The organism is Pseudoalteromonas sp. MT33b, assembly GCF_014117385.1.
Lineage (GTDB): Bacteria > Pseudomonadota > Gammaproteobacteria > Enterobacterales > Alteromonadaceae > Pseudoalteromonas > Pseudoalteromonas lipolytica.
This window is the reverse complement of record NZ_CP059831.1, coordinates 2880763-2894560: the sequence shown is the minus strand read 5'-3', so window position 1 is coordinate 2894560 and position 13798 is coordinate 2880763. Positions and strand designations below refer to the sequence as shown.

15 protein-coding genes are annotated in these 13798 nt (G+C 42.0%); 6 read left to right on the top strand and 9 right to left on the bottom strand.

Features of this window, described 5'->3' with window-relative positions; all coding sequences use genetic code 11:
- Nucleotides 1-190: 190 nt before the first annotated feature.
- Nucleotides 191-1126, top strand: a complete 936-nt coding sequence (gene mdh / locus H3302_RS13100; protein WP_182395463.1) for a malate dehydrogenase — start codon at nucleotides 191-193, stop codon at nucleotides 1124-1126.
- 98 nt (nucleotides 1127-1224) lie between these two features.
- Here mdh and ispB read toward each other — a convergent pair whose 3' ends face one another.
- Nucleotides 1225-2196 carry an octaprenyl diphosphate synthase gene (gene ispB / locus H3302_RS13095; RefSeq protein WP_182395461.1) on the bottom strand — a complete coding sequence of 324 codons (972 nt, stop codon included), beginning with the start codon at nucleotides 2194-2196 and terminating at the stop codon, nucleotides 1225-1227.
- A gap of 410 nt (nucleotides 2197-2606) precedes the next feature.
- Between ispB and rplU the strand changes: the two genes are divergently transcribed.
- The 5 genes from rplU to H3302_RS13070 all read left to right on the top strand — a co-directional run bounded on the left by rplU (nucleotide 2607) and on the right by H3302_RS13070 (nucleotide 5524).
- Nucleotides 2607-2918 carry a 50S ribosomal protein L21 gene (gene rplU / locus H3302_RS13090; protein WP_036965957.1) on the top strand — a complete coding sequence of 104 codons (312 nt, stop codon included), beginning with the start codon at nucleotides 2607-2609 and terminating at the stop codon, nucleotides 2916-2918.
- Between the two features lie 16 nt (nucleotides 2919-2934).
- Nucleotides 2935-3192 (top strand): 50S ribosomal protein L27, encoded by a 258-nt coding sequence (gene rpmA, locus H3302_RS13085; RefSeq protein WP_036965960.1) that lies wholly within the window; start codon nucleotides 2935-2937, stop codon nucleotides 3190-3192.
- A 157-nt stretch (nucleotides 3193-3349) separates the two neighbouring features.
- Nucleotides 3350-4504, top strand: a complete 1155-nt coding sequence (cgtA, locus tag H3302_RS13080; protein WP_036965963.1) for an Obg family GTPase CgtA — start codon at nucleotides 3350-3352, stop codon at nucleotides 4502-4504.
- 80 nt (nucleotides 4505-4584) lie between these two features.
- Complete coding sequence (gene folA, locus H3302_RS13075) at nucleotides 4585-5064, top strand: type 3 dihydrofolate reductase (protein ID WP_036969051.1); 480 nt, start codon at nucleotides 4585-4587, stop codon at nucleotides 5062-5064.
- Between the two features lie 79 nt (nucleotides 5065-5143).
- Entirely contained in the window at nucleotides 5144-5524 is a 381-nt protein-coding gene (locus tag H3302_RS13070) for a DUF3718 domain-containing protein (RefSeq protein ID WP_036965965.1), read from the top strand.
- Between the two features lie 65 nt (nucleotides 5525-5589).
- Here H3302_RS13070 and H3302_RS13065 read toward each other — a convergent pair whose 3' ends face one another.
- The 8 genes from H3302_RS13065 to surA all read right to left on the bottom strand — a co-directional run bounded on the left by H3302_RS13065 (nucleotide 5590) and on the right by surA (nucleotide 13783).
- Complete coding sequence (locus H3302_RS13065) at nucleotides 5590-6435, bottom strand: IS3 family transposase (protein ID WP_259369895.1); 846 nt, start codon at nucleotides 6433-6435, stop codon at nucleotides 5590-5592.
- Nucleotides 6432-6935 (bottom strand): transposase, encoded by a 504-nt coding sequence (locus tag H3302_RS13060; protein ID WP_182395458.1) that lies wholly within the window; start codon nucleotides 6933-6935, stop codon nucleotides 6432-6434. Before H3302_RS13060 ends, H3302_RS13065 begins: the two co-directional genes overlap by 4 nt.
- 403 nt (nucleotides 6936-7338) lie before the next feature.
- Nucleotides 7339-9354: a methyl-accepting chemotaxis protein gene (locus tag H3302_RS13055; RefSeq protein ID WP_036965967.1), complete on the bottom strand. Its 2016-nt coding sequence runs from the start codon at nucleotides 9352-9354 to the stop codon at nucleotides 7339-7341.
- 140 nt (nucleotides 9355-9494) lie between these two features.
- Entirely contained in the window at nucleotides 9495-10310 is an 816-nt protein-coding gene (locus H3302_RS13050; protein ID WP_182395455.1) for a symmetrical bis(5'-nucleosyl)-tetraphosphatase, read from the bottom strand.
- Between the two features lie 6 nt (nucleotides 10311-10316).
- Nucleotides 10317-10706, bottom strand: coding sequence for a Co2+/Mg2+ efflux protein ApaG (gene apaG, locus H3302_RS13045; RefSeq protein ID WP_036965974.1), 390 nt, complete (start codon nucleotides 10704-10706; stop codon nucleotides 10317-10319).
- Nucleotides 10690-11496: a 16S rRNA (adenine(1518)-N(6)/adenine(1519)-N(6))-dimethyltransferase RsmA gene (rsmA, locus tag H3302_RS13040; protein ID WP_065979654.1), complete on the bottom strand. Its 807-nt coding sequence runs from the start codon at nucleotides 11494-11496 to the stop codon at nucleotides 10690-10692. Before rsmA ends, apaG begins: the two co-directional genes overlap by 17 nt.
- Nucleotides 11496-12485, bottom strand: a complete 990-nt coding sequence (gene pdxA / locus H3302_RS13035) for a 4-hydroxythreonine-4-phosphate dehydrogenase PdxA (RefSeq protein ID WP_065979655.1) — start codon at nucleotides 12483-12485, stop codon at nucleotides 11496-11498. Before pdxA ends, rsmA begins: the two co-directional genes overlap by 1 nt.
- 5 nt (nucleotides 12486-12490) lie before the next feature.
- Nucleotides 12491-13783 (bottom strand): peptidylprolyl isomerase SurA, encoded by a 1293-nt coding sequence (gene surA, locus H3302_RS13030; RefSeq protein ID WP_036965983.1) that lies wholly within the window; start codon nucleotides 13781-13783, stop codon nucleotides 12491-12493.
- Between the last annotated feature and the right edge of the window lie 15 nt (nucleotides 13784-13798).

Sequence of the window (13798 nt, the reverse complement as noted above, 5' to 3'; positions counted from 1 at the left end):
TCTACACAATTCTGCATAGTTATGCAGTATTTGTTTGCATTTGTCGTCCAAATACCGTCACGTTACAGCTAAGTTTACAACTATGGTCGAAATTATACGCGAAATAAGCAGGATAAATTTGTTTTTAGTCGCTAATTTCATTATCTTTAGGGCCACAAATATTTCCTACCTCAAATTACGGAGAATTCCAATGAAAGTTGCTGTTTTAGGCGCAGCTGGCGGTATCGGCCAAGCATTGTCTTTATTATTAAAAACAAGTTTACCTGCAGGTTCTGAATTATCGTTATACGATGTTGCCCCTGTTGTTCCTGGTGTAGCGGTTGATCTTTCTCACATCCCAACTGACGTTAAAGTTGAAGGCTTTGGTGCAGACAGCTTGGACGCTGCATTAGTAGGTTGTGATATCGTTCTTATTCCAGCGGGTATGCCACGTAAGCCGGGCATGGACCGTTCGGACCTTTTCAACGTAAACGCAGGTATCATCAAAACATTAGCTGAAGGCATCGTTAAAAACTGCCCTAAAGCGTTAGTAGGTATCATCACTAACCCAGTAAATGGCACTGTGCCAATCGTTGCTGAAGTATTCAAAAAAGCGGGTACTTACGATGCTAACCGTGTATTCGGTATTACGACTCTTGACGTGATCCGTTCTGAAGCGTTTGTAGCTGAGCTTAAAGGCTTAAGCGCAACTGACGTTAAAGTCCCTGTTATTGGTGGTCACTCTGGTACAACCATTCTGCCACTTCTTTCACAAGTTGAAGGCGTTACTTTCACTGATGAAGAAGTTGCAGCACTTACTCCACGTATCCAAAATGCAGGTACTGAAGTTGTTAACGCTAAAGCTGGTGGCGGTTCAGCAACACTTTCAATGGGTGCCGCAGCGGCTCGTTTTTGTATGTCTTTAGTGAAAGGCTTACAAGGTGAAGACGTGGTAGATTACGCATACGTTGCTGTTGAAAATGGTGATGCTGCTTACTTCGCACACCCAGTACGTTTAGGTAAGAACGGTGTTGAAGAAATTCTTTCTTACGGTGAGTTAAGTGCATTCGAAGAGCAAGCTAAGAACGACATGCTAGCGACACTTAACAAAGACATCCAAGAAGGTGTTGATTTTATCAACGGTTAATCCCGATTGATGCTAAGCGCTTCACATGCATGTTGAAGCGCTTAAAACAAAAAAGCCTGCAATTGCAGGCTTTTTTAATGGCTCGAATAAAGTATCGCTTAGTGAGCGCGGGCGACCGCAATCCGCGCTAAGCTTTCTAACGCTTGTTTGTATGGCGTGTCGGGTAAAAAAGCAATGCATGCAATGGCTTTATCAGCTTCTTGCTCTGCTTTTTGCATTGTAAACTCAAGGGCTTTGGTATCAGCGAGCGTCGCTAGAATGCTGTCTAAGTGATCCATACCATTGCCTAGTTCAATGGCTTCACGAACTAGTTTTACTTGCGCTGGTGTGCCTTTTTGTATCGCGTAAATAAGCGGTAAAGTAGGTTTACCTTCAGCTAAGTCATCACCAATGTTTTTGCCAAGTTGCTGTGCATCAGCATTGTAATCAAGTACATCATCTACTAGTTGAAAAGCAGTCCCTAAATGCATGCCGTATAGGTTTAATGCGTCGAGGACTTTTTCGTCTTGCTCGGTAATGATAGCAGCAAGACCCGTTGCGGCTTCGAAAAGCTTGGCGGTTTTGCTGTAAATAACCTGCATATAGCTTTGTTCGGTGGTGTTAGGGTCATTACAGTTCATAAGCTGCAACACTTCACCTTCAGCAATGACATTGGTCGCATCAGCTAAAATTTGCATGATCGGCATTTTGCCAAGCCCAACCATAAGCTGGAATGAGCGAGTGTAAATAAAATCACCCACGAGCACACTGGCTGCATTGCCAAACTCTGCGTTTGCGGTAGGTGTACCTCGACGCAAATTAGACTCATCAACCACGTCATCATGCAGCAAAGTTGCTGTGTGAATAAACTCAATGATGGTTGCTAGGGTAATGTGATCTTTACCCTCATAGCCTAAAGCTTTAGCTGCTAAAATAGCCAACATGGGGCGAACACGCTTGCCACCACTGTTAACTATGTATAAACCAAGTTGATTAACCAACGCGACATCTGAGCGCATTTGGGCATGTATAAGTTGATTGACGTCATCCATTTCATTTTCGATTAACGCCTGGATAGCTTTTATATCCATTGATCTCCGAGCCAATTTTTATGGGTATACGAGGCTGATTGTACATCAAAAATTGCGCTTGCTCGATATTTTGTGATGATTCAATAAAAAAACACGTTAAAGTTTCTGTTTTCGGCTCAATTATAACGACTTAATTTTATCTGCTTGTTTAATAAGTGAACATTCTAGACTGATTTATTAGCTATATTTGTCTCGGTCATTTAATTGTCACAAGATCGCAAAAACCGCTTGGCAAGCGGTGTTTTTAGGATAAAATAAGGGAAAATATTGAATTGCCCTTAATGCAGCTATTTTTTATTCATTTTATCTAAAAAGAGGCTTGCTAGTTTTTGCGCATTAGCGTAAACTTCGCGCCCTATTGAAGAATATTTTAGTTGCGTCGATTTGAGGGCGCACAGACGGAGTTAATTATGTACGCGGTTTTCCAAAGTGGTGGTAAACAGCACCGTGTGACTGAAGGTCAAACAATTCGTCTTGAGAAATTAGACGTTGAAACTGGTGCAGCAGTTGAATTTGATTCAGTACTTTTAGTTGCTGATGGTGAGAAAATCGAGATCGGTGTACCGTTCGTAAACGGTGGTAAAGTGACAGCTGAGGTTGTTTCACACGGTCGCGGTGAGAAAGTGAAGATTGTTAAATTTAGACGTCGTAAGCATTCTCGTAAGCAAATGGGCCATCGTCAATGGTTCACTGAAGTTAAAATCACTGGCATTAGCGCTTAATTAGAGGTACTTAGAAATGGCACATAAAAAAGCAGCTGGTAGTACTCGTAACGGTCGCGATTCAGAAAGCAAACGCCTAGGTGTTAAGCGTTTTGGTGGCGAATCAGTTCTAGCGGGTAGCATCATTGTTCGTCAACGTGGTACTAAGTTCCACGCTGGTGCAAACGTAGGTATCGGTAAAGACCACACTATCTTCGCAAAAGCAGATGGTAAAGTTCAATTCGAACAGAAAGGTCCTTTAAACCGTAAATACGTAAATATCGTAGCTGAGTAATCATCTCGATATTTGAAAAACCCCGCCTTTGCGGGGTTTTTTGTTTTAAGGCACTCGATTATATAGCTAAGCATCTTCGGCACTGTACGAAGATGCTTAGCTATATAATTAGGTGTATAATACAGTTATTAACAAGCCAATCTTAAAGTGAGTAATCATGAAGTTTGTAGATGAAGTGGAAATTCGTTGTGACGCGGGTGATGGCGGCAGCGGTGTCGTATCTTTCCGACGTGAAAAATATGTGCCGGATGGCGGTCCTGATGGCGGCGATGGCGGCGATGGTGGCAGTGTCTATCTACAGGCCGATGAAAACTTAAATACCTTAATTGATTATCAGTTTGAGCGTTTTCATAAAGCAGAGCGTGGCACCAATGGTCACGGTCGCAATATGACCGGTAAGAAGGGCAATGATTTAGTCCTAAAAGTACCTGTTGGAACCCGTATTACAGATGTTGATACTGAAGAGTCATTAGGTGATTTAACAATGCATGGCCAGAAACTGGTTGTTGCAAAAGGAGGCTTCCATGGCTTGGGGAATGCACGCTTTAAATCAAGTACGAACCGTGCTCCGCGCCAAAAAACATTAGGTACGCCTGGCGAAGTAAGAAATTTACGTTTAGAACTGATGTTGCTTGCTGATGTTGGCTTACTGGGGTTACCTAATGCGGGCAAATCAACATTTATTCGCAGTGTATCTGCGGCTAAACCTAAAGTTGCTGACTATCCATTTACAACGCTTATTCCTAATTTAGGGGTTGTGCGTCCTGATGCTAATAAGTCATTTGTCATAGCCGATATTCCAGGATTAATCGAAGGTGCCTCTGATGGAGCGGGTCTTGGTATTCGCTTCTTAAAACACTTAGAGCGTTGTCGTGTGCTGTTACATATCATCGATATTATGCCTGTCGATGGCACTAACCCAGTGGACAATGCGTTTGCGATTGTTAATGAGCTTCATCAGTACAGCCCTAAACTTGCTGATAAACCGCGTTGGTTAGTGTTTAATAAAATAGATTTGCTGCCAGAAGACGAAGCTGAAGCACTTTGCCAACAAATAGCTGAAGAGCTGGGTGAAGAAACCAATGTTTACCGAATTTCTGCCGCAAACAAGCAAAATACCCAAGCACTTTGTCACGATATCATGGCGTTGCTTGATAGTATGCCGAAAGAAAAATTCGCTGAAGAAGAGAAAGAAGAAGTTGAATTTAAATGGGATACATACCATCAAAAAGCAACGTCGAAAGATGACGACGACGATTGGGATGATTGGGACGATGATGACTACGATGTTGAAGTTATCTACCAACGTTAAAGTTTAAAACGGAAAAGGAGCCTCGTGCTCCTTTTTTATTAATAAGAAAAAAGTATTAAAGGTGTAGTGTGAAAATTTCAATGATTGCTGCAATGGCAAATAATCGTATTATTGGTCAAGACAATCAAATGCCTTGGCATTTGCCTGCCGACTTACAGCACTTTAAACAGGTTACTATGGCTAAACCTGTGATTATGGGACGTAAAACCTTTGAGTCTATAGGTCGACCATTACCAGGGCGTCAAAACATAATTATTAGCCGTAATGCTGATTATAAAGCAGAAGGGATTGAGGTTGTAACGTCGCCAGATGCGGCGCTAGCCCTAGTAAAAGAGGCAGATGAAGTGATGATCATCGGTGGAGGAAATATTTATCAGCAGTTTCTTCCTCACGCAGAGCGACTTTATTTAACCTTCATTGATCTTGATGTAGAGGGAGATACGCAGTTCCCAGATTACGAAAGTGTTGCTAACTGGACAGTTGTCGAGCAGGAAGAGAAACTGCCAGATAACAATAATCCACACCCGTATACTTTTGTTACTTTGTATAAAAAACCTTAACAATATTGCGATAAAATGGTTTGATTGGTACAATAATAGTCAAGCTTGGTAAGCTAAAAGTATTACATAAGGGCAAAATATGATGAAGTTACCAAATATGTTATTAGCCGCAGCAGTTGTTACGGCTTCAGTTGCGTACACAGCACCTGTTAAAGCCGACGATCAGCAGTTGGCGCTTTCACTTTGTGAGTACATTGCTGCAGATGATAAGAATCGTTTACGTGATAAACTAAAAAGTTCACGCGTAAAGATCCGTAATATCATCGACGCTTTTAAGTGCAATGACAACAACATGCTTCGTCATGCAATTGTGAGTGGTGCAAACGATACGGGTGAGTATATTGTTAAGCGTTTACCATCTTCTTCATTTGAAGACGGTGCAGACATCGCATGGGCTGAAGCCAATGGCTTTGGTGGCTCGCCAGTTGTTGCTGCTATTAAAGAGCGCGCAGGTCTTTAATAGTAAAGCCAAACAGATTTATAAAAACCGCACTCTGAAGTGACCCCATAAAGTTGGACTCATTTTTAAGCGGCTGCCAAGGCCTGATTTCGATACTGTATCGGACTCAGGCCTTTTAGTTTCAGCTTAATACGCTCATTGTTGTAATAGTGGATATATTCTTTGATGTTTTCAATAAGCTCATTCACGTCTTTAAACGTTTCGTTGTGGTACATCTCACTCTTCAATATGCCGAAGAAGTTCTCAGCAACCGCATTATCTAAACAATTTCCTTTTCTAGACATACTTTGTTGCAACCCTTTTTCCTTGAGATGATTTTGATATTGTTTGTTTTGATATTGCCACCCTTGATCTGAGTGTACAACTGGCTTTTCATTTGGCTTCAACCTAGCAGTTGCTGTTTTAAGCATGTCAGTTACCAAAGGGAGTGCAACGGATTTTCTGACTTCGTAACTGATTACCTCTTGGTTGAATAGGTCAATCATAGGCGATAGATATACCTTCTCATTATCCACTTTAAACTCTGTCACATCCGTCACCCATTTTTGATTTGGCTTCTGCGCACTAAACTCGCGGTTAAGCGTATTTTCTGCGATTTTACCCACTTCACCTTTATAGGATTTATAGCGCTTAGGCCTTACTTTTGACTTGAGGCCTAACTCATTCATCAGCCGTTGAACGCGCTTATGATTAACAAGTACCCCCATTGTTCTCAGAGCACTCGTAATTCTGCGATAGCCATATCGTCCTTTATGCGCGTGATAGATATCACGTATTTTTACCAGTAAATCATTGCTTGTACAGGGTTGCTTACAGGTAGTGCGATGATAATAGTAAACACTCTTTGGCAGCCCTGTAGCCTTTAAAAGGTGTCGTAAGCTATGTTTTGCCTTGAACTCTTCGACGACTATCGTCTTGTCTTTGCTTTTTTCTTTCTGGCTTGAGCCAAGGCTTCTAACTTTTTTAGCACATCATTCTCTGCTCGTAAGTATGCTAATTCTTCTCGTAACTCCTCCTCAGTCATTTGCTCTACTGGTTTTGATGAAGAAGAAGAATTATTAGTCATGACTGGCCTACCTTTTATTTGTGGTTTGAGACGTGATATACCATCACGAGCATAAAGCTTTTGCCATTGAAAAAGAATGCCAGGGGACGATAAATCGAAAAAAGCACTGGTATAACCGAGTGACCAACTGTTTGCTGTCATCGTTTTTAACACTTCTACCTTAAATGCTTGAGAATAAGGTTTGTGAACAGACCTGAAGCTTTCAGCGCCATGAATTCGATAAATAGCGGTCCAATATCGGACCTGCCTATCTGTAACATTAAATCTGTTACTTACCGTCGAAGAGCTTTCAGACAAAGCGAGCTCTGCTATTTTGAGCTTAAAAGCTCGATGATGTTTGGACATAAAAAGACCCCCAGTAATTGGAATGTCCAACTATTGGGGGTCACTTCACTCGTTGCGGTTTTTTTATGTCTGTGAATAATACCAATTCAAAATCATGCTAATACCTATCTGCAATAATTCTTACTCATTTTGAGTGATTACACCAGTCGCTAGCTGCGTTAAAAATGTCTGATTTACGACTGCATGGATGCCGGAGGGAGAGTAATGCAGGAGCAATTGCCGAGCACAACTCAATAACGAAATTTTTGTCTTGTTATCAACGCGGTTTTATTGCCTCAATATAGACCTTTTAATTAAGCGCAGTGGTATGAATGGGGATCATTGAATGAGCTGAAGGGGGAATAAAAAAACCGTGTTTGCAATGCTAAACACGGTTTTTCTATTTAGGTATAGCGAAGGCTATTTAAACTTTAAAGGCATCTACCGACAGTCGTAATTCTTCAGCTAATTTAGCGACTTCTGAGCTTGAGATGTTCGTCTGGTTAGCCCCTTCAGCTGTTTGCTCTGCAATAGCAACGATTGACTCTAAGCGCTCGCTGATCTCTTGCGAGACTTGTTGTTGTTCGTGCGCAGCTGTCGATATTTCTTCACTTACGTTATGTGCTTGGGCAACGGCTGCGGTGATTGAGTCAAGTGCAGTGTTGGCTTGGTCTGATTGCTCAACACATGATTCAGCTTGTTGCTTACCTTTAGACATTGCGGCAACAGCGGCTTCCGCACCAATTTGCAGTGATTCAATCATTGCTTGGATTTCCTGCGTAGACTCTTGAGTTTTGCTCGCAAGAGAGCGTACTTCGTCTGCTACAACAGCAAAGCCACGGCCTTGTTCACCTGCGCGTGCTGCCTCAATAGCGGCATTAAGTGCAAGAAGGTTTGTTTGCTCTGCAATGCCACGTATCACATCTAAGATACCGCCAATTGATGCACTGTCTTTATGCAGCTTATTAATGACTTGAGACGCGTCATCGACTTCACGTGCAAGCTGTTCAATCGTCGCTTTGTTTTGCGATGAGATACCCTTAACACGCTCGGCTTCTTTATCTGCGTTTTTAATTTCACTCAGCGCTTGTTGAGCACTGCTGCTAACCGCTTGAGAGGTACTGCTCATTTCTGTCGTCGCCGTTGCTGCTTGTTCTACTTGTGCTTGCTGGTTACGAATGGCTTGGCTTGACTCTTCGGTAATCGCCGATGTTTCCTCAGACGCAGCGGCAAGTTGCGTAGAACGAGAAATAATACCTTGGATTAGCGTACGTAAGCTTTCTATTAATGTATTACAGCTACGTGAAAGCTCACCAAATTCATCTTTTGCAGTGTCATCTAAACGTTGTGTCATATCACCACTGGCAACGATATCTAGAATACGGTTTACTTCAGAAAGTGGCTTAGTGATACGGTTTACAGTCATGGCTGCAACAACGATTGCAATGAGCGTTGCAATAATCATAGCGACCCAAGTCCAAAGTGTCGCTGTCGTCACGTTACCACTGACGTCTTGCTGTAAATCAAAGGCAAGCACTGTGGCATGATCAACGAGTTCACGCAGTTGTGTTAATGCTTCTGTTGTCGAGTTTTCGGCATTAGCAAGCTCCGCTTCAGTTTGAGCAATGGCATCAATTAAACGTTTTTTGTTTGCCGACAAGCTATTTGAACCTTTTACATTGTTGGCAAGTGTTTCAAAGTAGCCGTTTAAATCATTGTATAGGCTTGCATTCGACTCAATAACAGCGGGGCGAATTAAGCTTAAGCTGCGCTCAATTTCTTCAAGGTAATATATTTGCTCTTTTTTTATGATTTCTAGCGTATTCAGTGTTTTCACTGTGAGCATATCAGTGCTGTTAGTCACTAATGATTGAAAATGATTTTCTAAGTTATTTGCCGCTTGATAAGCACGTGAGTGATTCTCTTCTAAGCCATCAATATCAATAATATCGAGTACCACAGAGTTTGCATCTTCAGCGCTAAGCTCAATACTTTCAAGTTGAGTACTGAGAGTTTTGTTAAGTTCAAGCTGCGTTTTTTTATCTTTAAACAGGTTATCAACCGATTTAGCAAAACGTTTATAGGTTTGTTCTACTTGTTGACTACTTTGTTTTAGTTTTGGGTCATCACTAACCACGTTTTGTAAATCTTGATAAGAATTATCATAACGTTTTTTCTGTTCATTAAAGCTGCTACGTGTCGCTGCTAGCTCATCTTGTGATGCTGTGTAAAAGCTCGCTTGTGCGGATTTACTCATTAAGATGAATTCGACCTGTAGCTCATAGCTTTTATCGAGAGCAGGGAGTGACAGCTGATTAACTCGCTGTGTAGATTGATCAATATTGGTAATTCTGATCAATGAGTTACCACCAATAAATAGCAAGAGTAGGGTAATGACAATAAAGCCGCCCCAAATACGCTGTCTAACGGTCAAGTTCATATGTAATTCCACTAATAGTACTAATCAGTATTTATCGGCAGGGTTGCTGATAAGTTAAGTATTTAAATTAAATTGGCTTTTATTTAAATTTACTTTAATTGATATAAATCTAACAGATGTTCAGTTATTTTTCAGTTAATTTAGATAAAAGAGTGAGAACTTTCGACAAAACGCTCTTTTTTACTGAGTTCCATGAGAGTCATTTCTCCTCCCCACACACAGCCTGTATCAAGGCCATGTATATTTGCTCGTTGGGTTTTTCCTTCAATTGCCGCCCAGTGACCAAAAACAATCTGCTGCGTTAATTGCGTTATATTCGGGTGTTCAAACCACGGTATTGTTGAGCTATTTGCACTGGTACTGGTTTTGTTTGTGAGGTCTAAATGGGCCTCTTTGTCTACAAAACGCATGCGTGTGAAGTAATTTACAATGTAGCGAAACTTAGCTTCATTACTGAGTGTTGACTGCCATTTAGGCGGATGAGTATCGTACATATGGCTAAAAAAATGTCGAGCATCAGCACCTTGATAGCAATTCTTTGCAAAGTGAGCGCGTTTCAATGCTTTCTTAATCGACCAATTGGGGTTTAAACCGGCATGACTTATGAACATGTCGTACTTTTCAAGCCATAGAGCAAGTGGTTGTTGCTGTAAAAATTGAATATAGTCAGTGAGTTTAGAGCTGCTAAAAACAGCACTGAGCTTATCTTTTGGGTTGTGTGGTTTATTTAAATGATAACACGCGATCATGTGCAGGTCATGATTGCCAAGCGTAATGCTGACACTGCCTTGCATTGCATAGAGTCGCTCAAGGCACCCAAGAGAATCTGGGCCTCGAGCAACTATGTCACCAACTAGGTATAGGTGGTCTTTGCTAGGATTAAAATTAACGCGCTTGAGTAGTGCGTCAAATTCACTGTAGCACCCTTGCAAATCCCCTATCGCGTAGTCAGCCATCGATACTTAATGCAGTATGTTAGGGCGTGCTAGACGAAACACGTCAATCGGGGCTTCAAATTCAGTGCCGAATTCGTTACGCATGGTGTAATAACCTTGCATTGTCCCTACAGGGGTGTCGAGCACTGCGCCGCTGGTGTATTTATAACTTTCACCTGGGGCAATAGTGGGGGTTTCACCAACGACACCTTCGCCTTGAACTTCGACTTCCTTGCCATTGGCATCAGTAATTAACCAGTAGCGACTTAATAGCTTAGCACTGCACAAACTATGATTTTTAATCGTGATAGAGTAAGCAAAAACGTATTTATCTTGTTCAGGCTCCGATTGACCTTCAACGTAGAAGGTCTCAACAGAGACCTTAATTGGCGAACCTAAATTACTGCTTGTTGTCATAAATCCAATTAGCTATATCAATAAATTGTTGTAAAGACAGACTTTCTGCACGAAGTGTAATATCAATACCAATGCCTGTAAGCTCTTCAGCAGTCAGAAGGTTTGATAAACTGTTGCGCAGTGTTTTACGACGTTGGTTAAACGCTTCTAAGCACACAGTGTTTAAAAGCTTGGTACATTTAGCTGTACGTTGCTCAGGCTTCTTAGGGATCAAACGAATGACCGCTGAATCAACTTTAGGTGCAGGTTTAAAGCACTCTGGGGGCACATCAATCACTGGCATTGCATGGCAGTAATACTGTGTCATGACAGTTAAGCGGCCAAAAGCTTTGCTACCAGGGCTTGCTACCATGCGCTTAACAACCTCTTTTTGAAGCATAAAGTGCATATGCTCAACGTTGTCAGCAAATTCAAATAAATGAAACAGCAGAGGAGTCGAAACATTGTATGGCAAGTTACCAAAAATCTTTAGTTTTTCGTCTTCTTTAATCAGGGTGCTAAAATCAAACTTCATTGCATCACCTTGATGCACTGTTAGTTTTGGCCCTAAAAAAGGATGACTTACTAAACGCTCTGCTAAGTCTTTATCTAGCTCAACAACAGTTAGATGGCCACTTAAGTCTGCAACGGGTTCGGTGATAGCACCAAGACCTGGGCCGATTTCTACTAAATTGTCTTCGGGTTTAGGATCGATAGCCGTCACAATTTTATCGATGATCATGTCATCATTTAAAAAGTTTTGGCCAAAACGCTTTCTGGCGCGGTGTCCTAAATGTACTTTATCAGTCATTAATTTTGTGCTTTTTCATGGGCGAGCTTAATTGCTTCGCGGATCGCTAATTCAAAACTACCCACATCGGCGGTCCCTGTGCCGGCTAAATCAAGTGCCGTACCGTGATCCACTGATGTGCGAATAAATGGCAAGCCAAGGGTGATGTTCACCGAGTTGCCGAAACCTTTGTATTTTAGCACAGGTAATCCCTGATCGTGATACATAGCAAGCACGGCGTCGGCCTGTGACAGGTATTTATCTTGAAATAATGTATCAGCGGGCAGCGGACCAATTAAATTCATACCCTGATTATTTAATAATTCGAGGGTGGGGGCTATCGTATCTATTTCTTCGCGGCCTAGATGACCATCTTCACCAGCATGTGGGTTTAAACCACACACCAAAATACGTGGTTTTTCGATACCAAATTTAGTCTGTAGATCGTGGTTTAAAATCGTTGCCACCTTGCTTAGGCGCTCAACGGTGATAGCACGTGACACATAAGCTAATGGAATATGTGTAGTGACAAGGGCAACACGTAATCCCTCGGTTGCAAGCAGCATCACTACATCTGCTGTATTAGATTGCTGCGCAAAGTACTCGGTATGACCGCTAAACGAAATACCCGCTTTGTTGATAATGCCTTTGTGCACAGGGCCTGTGACTACTGCCGCAAAGGTGCCATCCATATTTTTTTCACTGGCGATACGAAGCGTATCTAAGACATATTGACCGTTTGCATCATTTAAGACACCCACTTCAACTTCTTCAGCTAGGTCAACCTGATGCAAATAGACACTGCCTGCCGGTGCAATTGCTGGAGCTTGGTCTTCATCAAATTTGATCAGGTCGATGTTTAAACCAAGCTGTTTGGCGCGTTGTTTTAATAACGCACCATCAGCAATTACGACAAGTTGGGCATCCCACGCGTGTTGCGCTAACTTAATTAATAAATCAGGGCCTATACCTGCGGGTTCACCTGGGGTGATTGCTACTCTTATTGTCATAATGATTATTCTACAGGGAAGATATCAACATGAGCTTGCTCACGCATTTCTTGCTGCCAGTTGAAGCTTTCTTCTTTAAACTTACGATTAAACAGCAGTTGATGCGCACGGTTACGTTTAGCAAGTTCAGTCTTATCTGCGACACGTTTATCAAGCAACTGCACAATATGCCAGCCAAATTGCGTTCTAAATGGCTCACTGATCTCGTTTTTATCAAGTGACAACAAGGTGTTTTTGAACTCAGGCACATAGGTGCTTGGGTCTGTCCAATCGTATTCGCCGCCTTTTAGCGCAGAACCTGGATCTTCAGAGTACTCTTTTGCAAGTTCAGCAAAGTCGGCGTTACCTTCACGCAAGTCTTTCGCAAAGCCTTTAAGCATCTCGCGCGCTTTTTCTTCGCTTAAAATGATAGACGGTTTAATAAGGATGTGACGAGAGCGAACTTCTGTGGTTTCAACTACTTGGCGACCACGTACATCTTGTACTTTAATAATGTGGAAACCTGCGCCTGAGCGAAGTGGACCAACGATATCGTCTTTTTTCTGACCTTTTACAGCCTCTGCAAAGAGTGAAGGCATTTCATTAATACCCATCCAGCCTAACTGACCACCTTCAAGCGCTTTTGAGCCACTTGATGATGAAATTGCAATGCGCTTGAACTCTTTACCTTCTTTTAAAAATTCAATGACTTTGTCAGCACGTGTTTTAGCGCTGGCAATTTCATCGGGTGTTGCATCACTTGGAATATCAATCAAGATGTGGCCGATATTGTACTCTTCGGCATTTTTACCTTGTGTTTCCATTATTTTTAAAAGGTTATCAATTTCTTGTGGGCTGATGTAAATACGGCGATCGACGTTAGCACGTGTAACTTGCTGGGTGGTGATCTCTTTACGTATTTCTTCGCGGTAAGCGGGAAAACTTTCACCAGCCGCTTCAATCGTGCGACGCAAATCAGCAATCGTGCCACCTTGCTCGCGCGCCATGTTTTCTAGCGTTTGGTCAAGCTGTGAATCCGAAATCTCAAGGCCCATACGCTCTGCAAGTTGCATCATAAGAGTTTGGCTTACAAGTCGTTCAATCGCTTGAATGCGCAACGTATCATCCGATGGGAGCTCTTGGCCTTGCTCGGCTGCTTGTGCTTTTACGCGATTAATAATTGTGTCGACTTCGCTTTGTAAGATAACACCTTGGTTAACGATGCCGACGACTTTGTCTATTTCGACAGGTTTTGCGAAAACGCTTTGGCATAAGCCAACTGTTAATAATGCTGATGCAAATAATTTTTTTAAATTCATACTTTTTCTAATACT

Excerpts from the sequence above, each read along its gene's own strand:
- mdh (WP_182395463.1), top strand. The coding sequence starts at position 191 with ATGAAAGTTGCTGTTTTAGGCGCAGCTGGCGGTATCGGCCAAGCATTG.
- ispB (WP_182395461.1), bottom strand. The coding sequence starts at position 2,196 with ATGGATATAAAAGCTATCCAGGCGTTAATCGAAAATGAAATGGATGAC.
- rplU (WP_036965957.1), top strand. The coding sequence starts at position 2,607 with ATGTACGCGGTTTTCCAAAGTGGTGGTAAACAGCACCGTGTGACTGAA.
- rpmA (WP_036965960.1), top strand. The coding sequence starts at position 2,935 with ATGGCACATAAAAAAGCAGCTGGTAGTACTCGTAACGGTCGCGATTCA.
- cgtA (WP_036965963.1), top strand. The coding sequence starts at position 3,350 with ATGAAGTTTGTAGATGAAGTGGAAATTCGTTGTGACGCGGGTGATGGC.
- folA (WP_036969051.1), top strand. The coding sequence starts at position 4,585 with ATGATTGCTGCAATGGCAAATAATCGTATTATTGGTCAAGACAATCAA.
- H3302_RS13070 (WP_036965965.1), top strand. The coding sequence starts at position 5,144 with ATGATGAAGTTACCAAATATGTTATTAGCCGCAGCAGTTGTTACGGCT.
- H3302_RS13060 (WP_182395458.1), bottom strand. The coding sequence starts at position 6,935 with ATGTCCAAACATCATCGAGCTTTTAAGCTCAAAATAGCAGAGCTCGCT.
- H3302_RS13055 (WP_036965967.1), bottom strand. The coding sequence starts at position 9,354 with ATGAACTTGACCGTTAGACAGCGTATTTGGGGCGGCTTTATTGTCATT.
- H3302_RS13050 (WP_182395455.1), bottom strand. The coding sequence starts at position 10,310 with ATGGCTGACTACGCGATAGGGGATTTGCAAGGGTGCTACAGTGAATTT.
- apaG (WP_036965974.1), bottom strand. The coding sequence starts at position 10,706 with ATGACAACAAGCAGTAATTTAGGTTCGCCAATTAAGGTCTCTGTTGAG.
- rsmA (WP_065979654.1), bottom strand. The coding sequence starts at position 11,496 with ATGACTGATAAAGTACATTTAGGACACCGCGCCAGAAAGCGTTTTGGC.
- pdxA (WP_065979655.1), bottom strand. The coding sequence starts at position 12,485 with ATGACAATAAGAGTAGCAATCACCCCAGGTGAACCCGCAGGTATAGGC.
- surA (WP_036965983.1), bottom strand. The coding sequence starts at position 13,783 with ATGAATTTAAAAAAATTATTTGCATCAGCATTATTAACAGTTGGCTTA.